General features: G+C 42.3%; 15 protein-coding genes. 6 read left to right on the forward strand and 9 right to left on the reverse strand.

Annotated elements, in window-relative coordinates:
- Positions 1 to 26 precede the first annotated feature (26 nt).
- The 3 genes from ACFSJE_RS18535 to ACFSJE_RS18545 are packed head-to-tail and all read right to left on the reverse strand — an operon-like array spanning position 27 to position 2500.
- Complete coding sequence (locus tag ACFSJE_RS18535) at positions 27 to 629, reverse strand: outer membrane beta-barrel protein (protein ID WP_379832387.1); 603 nt, start codon at positions 627 to 629, stop codon at positions 27 to 29.
- A gap of 53 nt (positions 630 to 682) precedes the next feature.
- A complete protein-coding gene (locus ACFSJE_RS18540; RefSeq protein WP_379832389.1) occupies positions 683 to 1636 on the reverse strand; it encodes a transketolase family protein in 954 nt (317 codons plus the stop codon).
- A gap of 18 nt (positions 1637 to 1654) precedes the next feature.
- Complete coding sequence (locus tag ACFSJE_RS18545) at positions 1655 to 2500, reverse strand: transketolase (RefSeq protein WP_379832391.1); 846 nt, start codon at positions 2498 to 2500, stop codon at positions 1655 to 1657.
- A 157-nt stretch (positions 2501 to 2657) separates the two neighbouring features.
- Here ACFSJE_RS18545 and tgt point away from each other — a divergent pair, with 157 nt between their 5' ends.
- From tgt to ACFSJE_RS18570, 5 genes are all read left to right on the forward strand, one after another.
- Complete coding sequence (tgt, locus tag ACFSJE_RS18550) at positions 2658 to 3788, forward strand: tRNA guanosine(34) transglycosylase Tgt (RefSeq protein WP_379832393.1); 1131 nt, start codon at positions 2658 to 2660, stop codon at positions 3786 to 3788.
- The gene (locus tag ACFSJE_RS18555) at positions 3788 to 4870 is read left to right on the forward strand and encodes an LptF/LptG family permease (RefSeq protein WP_379832395.1); all 1083 of its coding nucleotides are present in this window, start codon (positions 3788 to 3790) and stop codon (positions 4868 to 4870) included. The genes tgt and ACFSJE_RS18555 overlap by 1 nt, the downstream gene beginning before the upstream one ends.
- Before the next feature lie 114 nt (positions 4871 to 4984).
- On the forward strand, positions 4985 to 5938 hold the full coding sequence (locus tag ACFSJE_RS18560; protein WP_379832397.1) for an acetyl-CoA carboxylase carboxyltransferase subunit alpha: 954 nt from the start codon (positions 4985 to 4987) through the stop codon (positions 5936 to 5938).
- 167 nt (positions 5939 to 6105) lie between these two features.
- Entirely contained in the window at positions 6106 to 7656 is a 1551-nt protein-coding gene (dnaB, locus tag ACFSJE_RS18565) for a replicative DNA helicase (protein ID WP_379832399.1), read from the forward strand.
- Positions 7640 to 8947, forward strand: a complete 1308-nt coding sequence (locus tag ACFSJE_RS18570) for an asparagine synthetase B (protein WP_379832415.1) — start codon at positions 7640 to 7642, stop codon at positions 8945 to 8947. Before dnaB ends, ACFSJE_RS18570 begins: the two co-directional genes overlap by 17 nt.
- On the opposite strand, the gene ACFSJE_RS18575 is transcribed toward ACFSJE_RS18570, so the two are convergent.
- The gene (locus tag ACFSJE_RS18575) at positions 8944 to 9831 is read right to left on the reverse strand and encodes a dienelactone hydrolase family protein (protein WP_379832401.1); all 888 of its coding nucleotides are present in this window, start codon (positions 9829 to 9831) and stop codon (positions 8944 to 8946) included. The two genes, ACFSJE_RS18570 and ACFSJE_RS18575, sit on opposite strands and share 4 nt — an antisense overlap.
- A gap of 83 nt (positions 9832 to 9914) precedes the next feature.
- On the reverse strand, positions 9915 to 10706 hold the full coding sequence (locus tag ACFSJE_RS18580; protein WP_379832403.1) for an HAD family hydrolase: 792 nt from the start codon (positions 10704 to 10706) through the stop codon (positions 9915 to 9917).
- A gap of 101 nt (positions 10707 to 10807) precedes the next feature.
- Between ACFSJE_RS18580 and ACFSJE_RS18585 the strand changes: the two genes are divergently transcribed.
- The gene (locus ACFSJE_RS18585; protein WP_379832405.1) at positions 10808 to 11230 is read left to right on the forward strand and encodes a secondary thiamine-phosphate synthase enzyme YjbQ; all 423 of its coding nucleotides are present in this window, start codon (positions 10808 to 10810) and stop codon (positions 11228 to 11230) included.
- Between the two features lie 220 nt (positions 11231 to 11450).
- Here the strand turns inward: ACFSJE_RS18585 and rplT are convergent, their stop codons facing one another.
- The 4 genes from rplT to thrS all read right to left on the reverse strand — a co-directional run bounded on the left by rplT (position 11451) and on the right by thrS (position 14721).
- A complete protein-coding gene (gene rplT, locus ACFSJE_RS18590; protein ID WP_379832407.1) occupies positions 11451 to 11795 on the reverse strand; it encodes a 50S ribosomal protein L20 in 345 nt (114 codons plus the stop codon).
- Between the two features lie 149 nt (positions 11796 to 11944).
- Positions 11945 to 12142: a 50S ribosomal protein L35 gene (gene rpmI, locus ACFSJE_RS18595; protein ID WP_379832409.1), complete on the reverse strand. Its 198-nt coding sequence runs from the start codon at positions 12140 to 12142 to the stop codon at positions 11945 to 11947.
- A 50-nt stretch (positions 12143 to 12192) separates the two neighbouring features.
- Entirely contained in the window at positions 12193 to 12744 is a 552-nt protein-coding gene (infC, locus tag ACFSJE_RS18600) for a translation initiation factor IF-3 (RefSeq protein WP_379832417.1), read from the reverse strand.
- Positions 12745 to 12780: 36 nt separating this feature from the next.
- A complete protein-coding gene (gene thrS / locus ACFSJE_RS18605; protein WP_379832411.1) occupies positions 12781 to 14721 on the reverse strand; it encodes a threonine--tRNA ligase in 1941 nt (646 codons plus the stop codon).
- Positions 14722 to 15033 lie beyond the last annotated feature (312 nt).

A 15033-nucleotide genomic window follows, 5' to 3' on the forward strand; every position in this document is an offset into this window, starting at 1 on the left:
TTTTTTATGCAATCAGTATTTTGATCTTACAATTTCAACGATGCTGCAAAAATAATCTGTGAAGGTCTCGAATCTACGCGACCATCAGGAATATCAATAATGTCAGCTTCGTTTTCAGAGAATCCTCGTTCATACCGAACATCCAATCCTAATCTGCCTAGATTTACACCAACACCAGCGTTTAGTCCGACCGTAAAGTCGTTTTGAACGTCCTCTACTTCCAAATCACCTAAATCGTTTTTAAGGGTATATTGAAAAGCAGGTCCTGCAAAAATATGCAGTGGTCCAATCAATTTATACCCTAAAAGAACCGGAAGGTCCAATTTGGAAATATCATAGTCTTGCGAACCTTCATTGGGTACATCATAAGAACTTTTGGTTTTGGAATAAACCAGTTCAGGTCTTAGATAAATTTTGGGAAAATCCAATTTGCCCCAGAATCCCACATGGTATCCTGTTTTGCCCTCAGCGCCCTCAACAATGTCCTGTCCGCCTTCGCCTACGGAACTTATTAAATCGCCATTTTTGTTGTAGGATAGCCCGGCCTTAATACCAAAGCCTGAGCCGCTCTGGGCCATAGCTGCAGACCCCATTAGGGCCAACACAGCAACTAGAAGTGTTTTTTTCATAGGTGTTCATTTTAAAAGGTTGATGAAGAATATCACAAAAGTGATACCGAAAATTATTTTCGCTTCAACACTTTTAAAACGGCCTCTTCTATGGCTTTATTGTTCAATCCGTATTTCTCCATCAACTGTTCTGGAGTTCCACTTTCCCCGAAAGTATCTTGGGTTGCCACAAATTCTTGGGGCGCAGGGTTATGTGTTGCCAATACTCTTGCTACGCTTTCACCAAGACCTCCCAAATAGTTGTGTTCTTCCGCGGTAACCACACATCCTGTCTTTTTCACAGAATCCAAAATAGCCTTGTCATCCAAAGGTTTAATGGTGTGGATGTTAATGACTTCCGCAGAAATACCTTGATTTTCTAAACTTTCAGCTGCCAATAGAGCTTGCCATACCAAATGTCCAGTAGCAAGGATGGTTACGTCCGTTCCTTCGCTTAGCATTAAGGCTTTTCCAATCTCAAACTTTTGGTCAACAGGAGTGAAGTTGGCCACTTTAGGGCGACCAAAACGCAAATAAACAGGACCATGATGCTCAGCTATCGCAATGGTAGCGGCCTTGGTCTGGTTGTAGTCACATGGATTGATGACGGTCATGCCCGGAAGCATTTTCATCAAACCGATATCTTCCAAAATCTGGTGGGTTGCACCATCTTCCCCTAAGGTAAGACCAGCGTGCGAAGCACAGATTTTTACATTTTTATCCGAATACGCGATGGACTGGCGAATTTGGTCGTACACCCTTCCTGTGGCAAAGTTGGCAAAGGTAGAGGCAAAAGGAATTTTGCCTCCGATGGTCAAACCAGCAGCCATACCCATCATATTGGCCTCTGCGATTCCCGTTTGGAAAAATCGCTCCGGATTCTCTTCAATAAACGTTTCAATTTTTAAGGAACCTACCAAGTCGGCACAAAGGGCCACCACATTTGGATTGGTTCTTCCCAATTCTGTCATTCCGGCACCGTAACCGCTTCGGGTATCATTTTTTCCTTGATCAGTATATTTTGTCATTTTGTTTTGCTTCTAGAATTAATAATCACCTAAGGTCTCTGGATTTTGAGCCAATGCATTGGCCAATTGCTCATCGTTGGGCGCTTTTCCGTGCCATGCGTGGGTGTGCATCATAAAATCAACACCGTTACCCATCATAGTGGTCATAACAATGCAGACAGGTTTTCCTTTACCAGTTCGGCTTTTGGCTTCATTAAGACCGGCAATGACTTGGTCCAAATCGTTTCCATCTTCGATTTCCAAGACATCCCATCCGAAAGCCCTGAATTTTTCACTGACATCGCCTAATGGAAGTACATCTTCGGTAGCACCATCAATTTGTTGACCGTTTCTGTCCACAGTGGAGATTAAATTGTCCACCTTGTTTCCGGCGGCGTACATGATGGCTTCCCAGTTCTGACCTTCTTGAAGCTCACCATCGCCATGAAGACTGAATACCAAATGGTCATCGCCATTCAACTTTTTAGCTAGAGCGGCACCAATCGCAACCGACATTCCTTGTCCCAAAGAACCAGACGCAACACGCACCCCAGGCAAACCTTCATGGGTGGTTGGGTGACCTTGCAAACGGGAGTCAATCAATCTAAAGGTGTTGAGTTCCTCAACAGGGAAATATCCTCTTCGTGCCAAAACACTATAAAATACGGGGGAGATATGACCGTTGGACAAGAAGAAGAGATCTTCTCCAATTCCGTCCATATCAAATCCTTCCTTAAGATCCATGATTTCATTGTATAGGGCAACAAAAAACTCGGTGCATCCCAGAGAGCCTCCGGGGTGTCCTGAATTCACTTTGTGGACCATTCTTAAAATGTCCCTTCTTACCTGAACGACCAGGTCCTGTAATTCTTTCGTGTTTGACATTAGTATTTAATTTTAAGGTATCAAAAATACAGGCATTAGGTCGGCTAAACAAGTAGAAATGTATTATTTCACAAAAAGTTTCCCCTCATAAACTTTATTTTTTTGTTAAGGGAAAGCGGAGATGAGTTGGCTATATTTGCGGTTTTAAATTCGAGTATTGAAGTTTAGCTTACTACAAAAGGATAATCAGAGCAAGGCTAGGGCAGGGGAAATCACTACTGACCATGGCACCATCCAAACGCCTATTTTTATGCCGGTGGGCACTGTGGCCTCTGTAAAAGGGGTGCATCAGCGCGAATTGAAGGATGAAATTAACCCTGATATCATTTTAGGGAATACCTACCATTTATACCTGCGTCCCAAAACCCCAATTTTGGAAGAAGCCGGTGGTCTTCACAAGTTTATGAACTGGGAGCGCAATATTTTGACCGATAGTGGGGGGTATCAGGTGTATTCGCTATCCAATAACCGGAAAATTAAAGAGGAAGGGGTTAAGTTTAAATCACATATTGATGGGTCCCACCATGTGTTCACTCCGGAAAATGTTATGGAAATCCAGCGAACCATTGGGGCGGATATTATTATGGCCTTTGATGAATGTACTCCTTATCCCTGCGACTATAACTACGCGAAGCGTTCCATGCATTTGACTCACAGGTGGTTGGATAGATGTATTTCGCATTTGGAGAAGCTTCCGTTCAAATACGGGTATTCACAAAGTTTTTTTCCGATTGTTCAAGGTTCCACCTATAAAGACTTACGGAAACAGTCCGCGGAGTATATTGCTTCCGTGGGGGCAGAAGGGAATGCGATTGGAGGTCTCTCCGTAGGAGAGCCTGCCGAAGAAATGTATGAAATGGCCGAACTCGTCTGCGATATTTTACCGGAGGATAAGCCGCGCTACTTGATGGGTGTTGGTACACCTATTAATATATTGGAGAATATTGCGTTGGGCGTGGATATGTTCGATTGCGTTATGCCCACCCGAAACGCCCGAAATGGAATGCTGTTCACAGCACATGGAACCATCAATATAAAGAACAAAAAATGGGAGAATGATTTCTCTCCTATTGATGAGATGGGAATCACTTTTGTGGATACCGAATATTCCAAGGCCTACCTGAGGCATTTGTTTGCGGCCAACGAATATCTTGGGAAACAAATTGCCACCATCCACAACCTTGGTTTTTATCTTTGGTTGGTACGAACGGCTAGAGAACGTATTTTAGCGGGAGATTTCGTGCAATGGAAGACCCAAATGGTTCAACAAATGGATAAACGATTGTAATGCTGACCATACTTGACAGGTACATCTTAAAACGCTACTTGGTCACCTTTATGGGGATGCTCATGCTATTTGTGCCCATTGGGATCATGGCCAATTTGGCTGAAAAGATTGGGAAAATCATAGACAACGAGGCCCCACTGTCCGAAGTAATTGTGTTTTACGGCAATTTCACCTTGGTCATTGGGAATCTGTTGCTTCCGGTTTTCTTATTTCTGTCCATTATATTTTTCACCTCCAAGCTGGCAAGTAACACCGAGATTGTGGCCATTTTAAGCTCGGGAGTTTCCTATGGTCGATTTCTACGTCCTTATTTAATAGGTGCAACCATGGTGGCCATTCTTATTTTTATGATGGGGATGTTCATTGTGCCCCATGCCAGTATCGGTTTCAATGAGTTTGAATACAAATATTTTAAACGGGGGAAGCAGGACCGGGTCACCGACAATATTTTCAATCAATTGAATGAGACGGATTATCTCTACGTGAGCAGCTTTGACCCTAATAGAAAGATTGGCTACAATTTCACCTATGAGCATTTTGATTCCATTAGACAATTGGATTACAAAATTTCCGCCAGTAATATTCGATGGATAGAAAAGGACAGCCTCTACCGGTTGACCAATTATTCCAAACGAAAACTTCGCAATAACATTGAGATTTTGGAAACACAAAGAAGGTTGGATACCTTGTTCACCTTTAAGTTGGAAGACCTTACCCCGGTGTCCTATGTGGCGGAGACCAAAAATTTATTCGAGCTTAACGATTTTATTGATGACCAAAAACGAAAAGGGGCATCCAACATCAATGCGTATATTTTGGTAAAATACAAAAGGTGGGCCCTTCCTATTGCCGCTTTTATCCTCACAGTCATAGCTGTAGCGGTTTCATCCGTGAAAAGAAGGGGAGGCATGGGGCTTAACTTGGCTTTTGGAATTGGAGTGGCATTTGTGTATATCTTTTTTGATAAGGTTTTTGGAACCCTTGCGGAACAATCTGGGTTTTCACCCCTGTTGGCGGTAATCATTCCCAACCTTATTTTTGGGATATTTGCTGTTTACATGTTGATGAAGGCCAAACGATAACCCATCCAAAAACACCTATGTAGTTGATGTTAAATGGCTTGGACATTTTCTGTGAATAATCCATAATGTCATATATTTGTCCCCATTGTATTTCTTGAAAACAATTATTTTCCAATGGAATATTTAGAATTTGAACTTCCCATTAAAGAACTTGAAGACCAACTTCAAAAATGTATGGTAATTGGGGAAGAAAGTGATGTTGACGTCACGGAAACCTGTTCCCAAATTGAAAAAAAGCTAGAAGAAACCCGAAAGGATATCTATAAAAACCTCACCGCATGGCAGCGGGTGCAACTATCAAGGCACCCCAATAGGCCCTATACCATGGACTATATCAGAGCCATTTGCGGAGATACATTTTTAGAGCTTCATGGCGACAGAAATGTAAAAGATGACAAGGCCATGGTCGGTGGCTTAGGCAAAATTGGAGACCAGAGCTATATGTTCATCGGTCAGCAAAAAGGCTACAACACCAAGACCCGTCAGTACCGAAATTTTGGGATGGCCAATCCTGAAGGATACCGAAAGGCCCTTCGCTTAATGAAATCCGCAGAAAAATTTGGGATTCCAGTCGTGTGTTTTATCGATACCCCTGGAGCGTATCCTGGGATTGAAGCTGAGGAAAGAGGTCAAGGTGAAGCCATTGCCCGCAATATTTTGGAGATGACCCGTCTTAAAGTGCCCATCATTGTTGTGATCATTGGTGAAGGTGCATCTGGGGGTGCGTTGGGTATTGGGGTAGGAGATAAGGTGTTGATGTTGGAAAATACATGGTACTCTGTCATCTCTCCAGAATCCTGTTCATCCATTTTGTGGAGAAGCTGGGAGTACAAGGAACAAGCTGCTGATGCCCTTAAGTTGACCGCAGCCGACATGAAAAAACAAAAGTTGGTGGATGAGATTGTTAAGGAACCCCTTGGTGGAGCGCATTCCAATCGAGAAAAAACGTTCGAGACCGTCAAGAACAAAATTTCATCACATTACGAAGAGCTGAAAAAGTTATCACCAAAAGAACTCGTGAAAACCCGTATGGATAAATACTCCGATATGGGCGTTTTTAACGGATAATTCTTGTTTTTCAGAGGTTAACTTTTTTTATTAGGTTTTATCCTCACTTTTTTTTATGTTATTAACAGGTATTTAAAGTTGTCAACATTTCAATTGTTGAATACCTGTGGAAATCACATCTTTTAAAATTCAAGTTAACTAAAGGTTAATTAGCTACTTTCGTGCTCATGGACAAACCTAGCCCAATCATCGGTCATAGAGTGGAAAAATCTACCCTCATTAGCCTTGAGAAAGGAAAAATACCGCCTCAAGCAGTTGATTTAGAGGAGGTTGTATTGGGTGCCATGATGATTGACAAAAAAGGTGTGGATGAAGTAATAGATATCCTACATCCTGATGTTTTCTACAAAGATGGGCATCGCTATATCTATGAAGCCATCTTTAAATTATTTGAATCCTCCGAGCCGGTGGATTTATTAACCGTTTCCTCCCAGCTAAAGAAAGATGGAAAGCTAGAAGCTGTAGGAGGCGACTTTTACTTAATAAAACTCACCCAGAAGGTGGCCTCTTCGGCCCATATTGAGTTTCATGCTCGTATTATCCTTCAAAAATACATTCAACGAAGCCTGATCAAGATTTCAAATGAAATCATTGAGGATGCCTATAGTGACTCCACAGATGTTTTTGACCTTTTGGACAATGCCGAAGCAAAATTATACGAGGTAACCCAGGGTAACTTGAAGCGTTCCGCGGAGACTGCGCAAAATTTGGTGATTCAAGCCAAGAAAAAAATTGAGGAGATTTCAAACAAGGAAGGGTTGAGTGGAATCCCGTCCGGTTTTGACAAGTTGGACAGGCTTACCTCCGGTTGGCAACCCAGTGATTTGGTCATTGTGGCGGCGCGTCCCGGTATGGGTAAAACGGCCCTCACCCTTTCCATGGCACGAAATATTGCGGTGAACTCGGATATTCCTGTGGCATTTTTCTCTTTGGAGATGTCATCCGTTCAGTTGATTACACGTTTGATTTCATCCGAAACGGGGCTGTCCTCCGAAAAATTGCGTACTGGAAAACTCGAAAAACACGAATGGGAACAGTTGAATGTCAAGGTAAAGACATTGGAAAAGGCACCTTTGTTCATTGATGATACGCCTTCCCTTTCCATTTTTGACCTGAGGGCGAAAGCAAGACGTTTGGCGTCACAACATAAGATTCGCTTAATTATTATCGACTATTTGCAGTTGATGACCGCTGGTGGAAGTCAAAAAGGCGGAAACCGTGAACAAGAAATTTCGACCATCTCCCGAAACTTAAAGGCATTGGCCAAGGAATTGAATGTTCCCGTGATTGCCTTGTCCCAGTTGTCGAGGGCAGTGGAGACACGAGGAGGCAGTAAACGACCCATTCTTTCTGACCTTAGGGAATCTGGGGCCATTGAGCAGGATGCGGATATTGTTTCGTTTATTTATCGACCTGAATACTACAAAATTGATGAGTGGGATGATGAAGAGCGCACCCCAACTCAAGGTCAGGCTGAGTTTATCGTGGCCAAGCACCGTAACGGTGGATTGGATAATATTAGGTTAAAATTTGTTGGCGCTCTGGGTAAATTTGATAACTTGGATGACTTTGACTCCCCATTCGAATTCCAATCGAAGATGAATGCGGATGAAGAAAATCCCTTTGCAACCCCAAATCTTCCCAGTGCGGATGAGGCTTTTGGGAGCGCAATGAACAGTGATGACGATGACCCAGATGACAATGACGTACCTTTCTAAAAAAATAGCCTACTTGTTGACAATACATAAGTGGAGAAGTTTCTTGGTTCTTTTTTCTCTGCTCTATTGTCTTACCTCTTCAGCTTCTGTTATCCTTATTCCCATGGATGCAGAAAGTCAGGAAAACCATCTTAAAGCTTACGGAATCACCTATTGGGTACTCACCAAGCAACAAAAAGTCCAATGGCTGTTGAACTATCGTGGTGGTTCTTTTTTGTTGCCCGATGGAGAAGCTATCCGAAAGGAATGCCAGATTCGCGGGGTGTCATTTGAAGTCCTTTCCGATGCCAAAGCAGAGCAAATTTTGGATGAAATCAGCAGCCCTTCACAAAACCAAGATGCCGTAGTTTTGGAGAAGGCACCAAAGATAGCGGTGTATTCTCCCAAAGACAATCCACCGTGGGATGATGCCGTAACCATGGTACTAACCTATGCCGAGATTCCGTATACAACTATTTATGATGAAGAGGTTTTAGGTGATAAATTGGCGTTGTATGATTGGCTGCACTTGCATCATGAAGACTTTACCGGGCAATTTGGACGATTTTATGGCGCGTACCGGGCTGCGCCATGGTATATTGAGGCCAAAGAACAGGCGGAAACCCTGGCCCAAGAATTGGGTTACGCCAAAGTCTCCGACGAGAAGTTGGCAGTTGCCTTAAAAATTCGAAATTATGTGGTGGGCGGAGGCTTTATGTTTGCCATGTGTTCTGCCACCGACAGTTTTGATATCGCACTGGCCGCAGAAAATGTGGATATCTGTGAACCCATGTTCGATGGCGATCCATCGGATGCCAATTATCAGGGAAAACTGAATTATGGAAACACCTTTGCATTCTCCAATTTTATTCTGGAACGAAATCCACTTCGATACGAGTTTTCATCCATCGACATGACGAATAAGCGTGGTAACGTACCCAAGGAATCTGACTATTTTTCGTTGATGGAATTTTCAGCCAAATGGGACCCGGTTCCTACCATGCTGACCCAAAATCACACGGCTTTGGTTAAAGGGTTTATGGGGCAGACCACGGCCTTCACTCGAAATGAGGTAAAACCAACCGTCATGGTCTTGGGGGAAAATAAAATCAATGGAGAGGCCCGGTACATTCATGGTATCAAGGGCAAAGGATTCTTCACCTTTTATGGTGGTCACGACCCAGAAGATTATCAACATAGGGTAGGGGACCCCAAAACCGAGTTGGAGCTGCACCCAACTTCTCCAGGCTATCGATTGATTTTGAACAATGTGCTTTTCCCAGCTGCCCGAAAGAAAAAACAGAAGACCTAACTTAAATACTTCTTGAAAAATGCAACAGTGCGTTCCCAAGCTAAATCTGCGGCAGCTTGGTCAAAACGTGGCGTGGTGTTGTTATGGAACCCATGGTTCACCTCTGGATAAAAATGGGCTTCGTATTGCTTATCCAGTTCTTTCAGTTTGGCTTCATAATCCTCCCATCCGGCATTCACTCTTTCATCCAATCCCGCATAATGAATCAATAATGGTGCATTGATTTGGGCTACTTCATCATCCGCAGGTTGGCTGCCATAAAATGGAACTGCGGCTGCTAAATCTTGAACTTTTACCGCCATCATATTGGAAATCCATCCGCCAAAGCAAAATCCTACTACACCCACTTTACCATTACAGTCCGGATGGTTTTTGAGATATTCGTAGGCGGCAATGAAGTCCTCGAGCATTTCGTTCCGATCCCGTTGACGTTGCAAGGTTCTTCCCTCATCATCATTTCCCGGATATCCTCCAAGAGGTGTCAGCGCATCTGGTGCCAAGGAAATAAAACCGGCGAGAGCTGCTCTTCGGCCTACGTCCTCAATATAAGGGTTGAGTCCTCGGTTTTCATGCACCACCACAATGCCACCCAATTTGCCCTCAGCATCTTTTGGTTTTGACAATAACCCTTTAATTTCACCCCCACCTTTAGGTGAACTGTAGGTGATAAATCCGGAATCTAGTCGAGGGTCGTTGGGTTGGACCAGCAAGGTGTCCACATAATTGGGCATGATGAAACTCATCAGTGAGGCCATGGTTATGCCTCCAACGGCGTACACGGAGAGTTTTTCCATAAACTCCCTTCGATTCAATTGGTTGTGGGCATAGGCATCATACAGGTCAAATACCTCTTGCTTAATATCCTCTTTTTTTAAGGGAGCCATAGTGTTGCTTTTTTGTGGATTGCGTTTGAAGATACAAATTTTACCAAAGCAACTTGTTGTAAACTAGTTAAATAAATGAGGGATTAGAGGAGTTTCTCCAGCACGCGTTCCACACCAAAATCGTTATTGCTGACGGTTTCGTATTTGGCCACCTTTTTTACATTGGGGTGGGCATTGGCCATGGCAAAACTGTAGTTGGAGAGTTCCATCATTTCCAAATCGTTGTTATAGTCGCCAAAGACCATAACCTCATTGGCTGCAATTTTATATTGGTCCATGACCTTTTGCAGGGCATAGCCCTTATGTGCATTTTTGTGTGAAACATCAACCCAATTAGCTCCAGAGACCTTTACTTTTAAATTGTCTTCCAGATGCTGCACGGATGGATAGATGAATTTTTCGGAATCTTCAAAATGGTAGATAGCGATTTTTAGGACTTCGGTCTCAACGGACATTTGGTCTTTTACAATATCAAACTCCGAATAATACTCGCGAAGCATCGTCAAAAATGCATCGGAAGAATCATTGGCATAAGCGTTATACTGTCCACAAAGAACGGGATGCACATCTTTGAGAGGCTTTACCACATCCAAAATACGACCCACTTCTTGTTGTGTGATGGGTGTGGTCAACAGAACATCTTCCTGTTTTTTAATCAAGGCGCCATTTTCGGCAATTACAATAATATCATTCTTAATTGCTTCCAACTTATCCACCATGCTATTGTATTGGCGACCGCTAGCTGCAACAAAAATGATATCCTTTTTCTTGAGTTCTTCAAAAATTTCAAAAAAGCGGGGGCTAACCTCGTGGTTGGAGTTCAACAACGTGCCATCCATATCGGTAACCACCATTTTAATCTGCGATAAATCCATTTTCAAGAAATTAAGCTGCAAAGGTATTTCTTATTCGGGGAATGGAAGAATCCCTTTTGGTAAACTTTATATTAATTTAGCGCGACGATTTTTTTCGATTTATGGATTTCTATCAGAAAGAACTACAATTGCGAGCCTATTCAAGAGGCTTTCATTTAATTACGGATACAGTTTTGAATGCCCTTCCCGAAATCAGGAATATACATACGGGAATGTTGCAGGTGTTCATTAAGCATACATCAGCCAGTTTGACCATCAACGAGAATGCCGACCCAACGGTGCGTACCGATTTTGAGAGTCATATCAACAAGATGGTTCCTGAAAATGCCCCGTATTATGTGCATAATTATGAAGGACCGGATGATATGCCCGCCCATATAAAAGCTTCGTTGATGGGAGCTTCGGTTCAAATTCCCATTACCAGTGGAAGGTTGAATCTTGGTATTTGGCAAGGAATATATCTCTGTGAGCACCGGAACCATGCTTCGGGAAGAAGGTTGGTGATTACTGCATTTGGACAATAAACATTTAACAGTTTACAATTGACAATGAAATTGTCAGTTCGAGTGAAGTCCAGAACAAAAAGAAATTAACGGGATTGAGCTTTTCTTTTGGCTAACAATGACATCAGAAATGATTCGTGACAATTGGGGTAATTCGTGTCAAGCCGTTTGGGACCTAATTAAAATAAAAGATCCCGCACGAGGCGGGATCCAAATAAGCGGGGTAAGTTTATATTGATTTTTACTTTACTTTCTCAACGATGGCTTTAAAGGCATCTGGATGGTTCATGGCCAAATCCGCAAGAACTTTTCTGTTAAGTTCAATTCCATTGGATTTTACTTTCCCCATAAATTGAGAGTAAGACATTCCGTGTAATCTGGCACCGGCATTGATACGGGTAATCCATAGAGCGCGGAATGTACGTTTTTTGTTTCTTCTGTCGCGGTAAGCATAAAGCATTGCTTTTTCAACCGCATTTTTGGCTACTGTCCAAACGTTTTTACGTCTTCCGAAGTAACCTTTGGCTTGCTTCATCACTTTTTTTCTTCTAGCTCTTGAAGCAACTGAATTTACTGATCTTGGCATAATGTTTCATTTTTTTGTAGCAGGCGGTTAAGAAATTGGAAAGTTTTAAGTTGTAAATGCTAATTGATTTTTTTTGAACTAAAAACTAAAAACTTAACACTTTTAAAAAGCCTAACTCCAGGGTTAATAATAATGTACCGTTAGAACAATTATTTTAAACGCAATTGTTCTTTGATGTTGTCCTCATCCGCTGAGTGAACCAAAGTGGAATGGGTCAACTTAAGCTTACGCTTTTTGGACTTCTTAGTCAAGATGTGACTCTTAAAAGCGTGCTTTCTTTTGATTTTACCAGTTCCGGTGAGCTTAAAACGCTTTTTGGCACTGGATTTTGTTTTCATCTTAGGCATTTTCCTAGTATTTATCTCCGCTTATTATGCTGAACAAAGTTCAGTATCTTTTATTTCTTGCTCGTTTTGGGGGCAATGAACATGGTCATTCGTTTGCCTTCCAATTTTGGCATTTGTTCTACTTTTCCAAGCTCTTCCAAATCTTGCGCCAATCGTAGCAGCAAAATTTCACCTTGGTCCTTATAAACGATGGAACGTCCTTTAAAGAACACATAGGCTTTGAGTTTGGCACCATCCTTCAAAAACTTTTCAGCATGGCGTTTTTTAAAATCGTAATCGTGGTCATCCGTTTGGGGTCCAAATCGAATTTCCTTGACCACAACTTTTGTTGCCTTGGCTTTTAGAGCCTTATCCCGTTTCTTTTGCTCATAGAGAAACTTCTTGTAATCTATGATTTTGCAAACGGGTGGACTTGCATTTGGTGAAATTTCAACCAAATCCAGTTCCAGTTCGTTGGCTTTTTCCCTGGCTTTGGAAATTGGATAAACTCCCATTTCCACATTGTCCCCCACCAGCCTTACCTCAGGGGCCTTAATATTTTCATTGATATTGTGAGGGTTTTTATTTTCCCTCCTTGGTTGGGGCTTAAATCTTCTTCGTATTGCTATGACGTATACTTTTTAATTAAACTTAATTTTTTAGAACGACTTTAAGGTACTATTTATTTCAGTAGATACCAAGTCGGAAAAAGCTTCTGTGGTTATACTGCCCAAATCCTCACCTCCATGACGTCTTACTGAAATGGTTCCCGATGCTTCTTCCTGCTCTCCAACGATGAGCATGAAAGGGATTTTTTTAAGTTCAGCCTCACGGATTTTCTTCCCTACCGTTTCATTCCTATTATCAATGAGCGCGCGAATTTCGTGATTTTCCACTGAATTCAAAACTTTTTCAGCATATTTTTCGTGTTTCTCACTGACGGGCAGTATTATAGCCTGTGTTGGAATCAACCATAAAGGGAAGTTTCCACCTGTATGTTCCAGCAATAACGCCACAAATCGCTCCATACTTCCAAAGGGTGCGCGGTGAATCATTACAGGTCGGTGCATTTCATTGTCACTACCTTTATAGGTAAGGTCAAACCGTTTTGGCAAGTTGTAATCCACCTGAATGGTGCCCAACTGCCAATTTCGCCCGAGGGCATCCTTCACCATAAAGTCCAACTTGGGGCCATAAAAAGCAGCTTCACCACTTTCCACCACATAATCGAGTCCTTTTTCCTCTGCCGCATCAATAATGGCTTGTTCCGCTTTTTCCCAATCATCCGTATTACCTATATATTTCTCTGGATTTTCCAGGTCCCGAACAGATACTTGTGCGGTAAAATTATTGAAGCCTAAAGAGTTCAATACATATAAGGTAAGGTCAATTACATTTTTAAACTCATCATTCAACTGCTCTGTAGTGCAGAAAATGTGGGCGTCATCCTGGGTAAAACCTCGAACCCTTGTCAAACCATGAAGTTCTCCACTTTGTTCATATCTATATACGGTGCCAAATTCAGCATATCGTTTGGGTAGATCCTTATAACTGAAAGGAGCACTGTTGTAAATTTCACAGTGGTGAGGGCAGTTCATGGGCTTCAACAAAAACTCCTCATCCTCTTTTGGAGTATGTATGGGTTGAAAGCTGTCTTCCCCATATTTGGCATAGTGCCCTGAGGTCACATACAATTCTTTCTGGCCGATATGGGGTGTCACCACCATTTCATATCCTGCTTTTTTCTGTGCCTTCTTTAAAAATTGCTCCAAACGCTCACGAAGTGCTGCTCCATTGGGCAACCACAGCGGAAGACCTTGACCTACCTTTTGCGAAAAGGTGAAGAGTCCCAATTCTTTACCCAATTTTCTGTGGTCGCGTTTTTTGGCCTCTTCCAAAAGTTCAAGATAATCGGTAAGCTCTTTTTGCTTTGGAAATGAGATACCATAGACTCGGGTCAGCTGTTTGTTTTTTTCATCACCCCTCCAATAAGCTCCGGCAACACTCAGTATTTTAATAGCCTTAATTATGCCGGTATTGGGAATGTGTCCACCGCGACACAAATCGGTAAACGCACTATGGTCGCAGAAAGTTATCGTACCATCTGCCAAATTCTCAATAAGCTCTATCTTATATGGGTTGTGTTGCTCTTTATAATATTGAAGCGCATCTGCTTTGGAAACACTTCGCATTTTATAGTCGTGCTTGCCGCGGGCAATTTCCAACGCTTTTTTCTCAATTTCCGGGAAATCTTTTTCAGATACGGTGTGCTCACCGAAATCCACATCATAATAGAAGCCGTTTTCAATGGCCGGACCTATGGTAAGTTTAATGCCAGGATATAATTCTTCCAACGCCTGGGCCACCACGTGCGAGGTTGAGTGCCAAAAAGCCTTCTTGCCCTCGGCATCGTTCCATGTATATAGAGTGAGGGTGCCATTTTCGGTTAAGGGTGTTACGGTTTCCACCGTAGTGTCATTGAATTTTGCCGAAATAACATTTCGGGCCAATCCTTCACTGATGCTTTTTGCAATCTCAATTGGTGTAGTTCCCTCAGAAACTTTCTTTACCGCGCCGTCAGGCAATGTGATATCAATCATTTACACTCCTTAATTTTGAATGGTGCGCAAAGATACTATCTTGATTTGATGCTTACAATATATATATGGTTCATTTGGGTAAGAAGTCTCTAATCAGGAGTTTATCATTAGTATGTGCGGAAAGAGCTTTCAGGGTTAGGGGTAGAAATAGGATGGATGATATTTAAACTATTGGATTTCAACTATTTAAAAATTTTTTGAATTTTTTTTCAAAATTGTTTTGTGGTATCATTTAAACCTCTCTATATTTGCACCCGCTTAGCTGATAAGGCAGGGCGTTTTCAGGGAGTGATTTGGTCGACGAGGCCAATT

Origin of the sequence: Flagellimonas iocasae, assembly GCF_042682725.1 — a bacterium.
In the GTDB taxonomy this organism is placed as follows: domain Bacteria; phylum Bacteroidota; class Bacteroidia; order Flavobacteriales; family Flavobacteriaceae; genus Flagellimonas; species Flagellimonas iocasae.

What these genes read in the sequence shown, in the direction of transcription:
- ACFSJE_RS18580 (WP_379832403.1), bottom strand. Translation starts at nt 10,706, where the DNA reads ATGGATTTATCGCAGATTAAAATGGTGGTTACCGATATGGATGGCACG.
- rplT (WP_379832407.1), bottom strand. Translation starts at nt 11,795, where the DNA reads ATGCCAAGATCAGTAAATTCAGTTGCTTCAAGAGCTAGAAGAAAAAAA.
- dnaB (WP_379832399.1), top strand. Translation starts at nt 6,106, where the DNA reads ATGGACAAACCTAGCCCAATCATCGGTCATAGAGTGGAAAAATCTACC.
- ACFSJE_RS18535 (WP_379832387.1), bottom strand. Translation starts at nt 629, where the DNA reads ATGAAAAAAACACTTCTAGTTGCTGTGTTGGCCCTAATGGGGTCTGCA.
- ACFSJE_RS18545 (WP_379832391.1), bottom strand. Translation starts at nt 2,500, where the DNA reads ATGTCAAACACGAAAGAATTACAGGACCTGGTCGTTCAGGTAAGAAGG.
- ACFSJE_RS18575 (WP_379832401.1), bottom strand. Translation starts at nt 9,831, where the DNA reads ATGGCTCCCTTAAAAAAAGAGGATATTAAGCAAGAGGTATTTGACCTG.
- thrS (WP_379832411.1), bottom strand. Translation starts at nt 14,721, where the DNA reads ATGATTGATATCACATTGCCTGACGGCGCGGTAAAGAAAGTTTCTGAG.
- ACFSJE_RS18555 (WP_379832395.1), top strand. Translation starts at nt 3,788, where the DNA reads ATGCTGACCATACTTGACAGGTACATCTTAAAACGCTACTTGGTCACC.
- ACFSJE_RS18570 (WP_379832415.1), top strand. Translation starts at nt 7,640, where the DNA reads ATGACGTACCTTTCTAAAAAAATAGCCTACTTGTTGACAATACATAAG.
- ACFSJE_RS18560 (WP_379832397.1), top strand. Translation starts at nt 4,985, where the DNA reads ATGGAATATTTAGAATTTGAACTTCCCATTAAAGAACTTGAAGACCAA.
- ACFSJE_RS18540 (WP_379832389.1), bottom strand. Translation starts at nt 1,636, where the DNA reads ATGACAAAATATACTGATCAAGGAAAAAATGATACCCGAAGCGGTTAC.
- rpmI (WP_379832409.1), bottom strand. Translation starts at nt 12,142, where the DNA reads ATGCCTAAGATGAAAACAAAATCCAGTGCCAAAAAGCGTTTTAAGCTC.
- ACFSJE_RS18585 (WP_379832405.1), top strand. Translation starts at nt 10,808, where the DNA reads ATGGATTTCTATCAGAAAGAACTACAATTGCGAGCCTATTCAAGAGGC.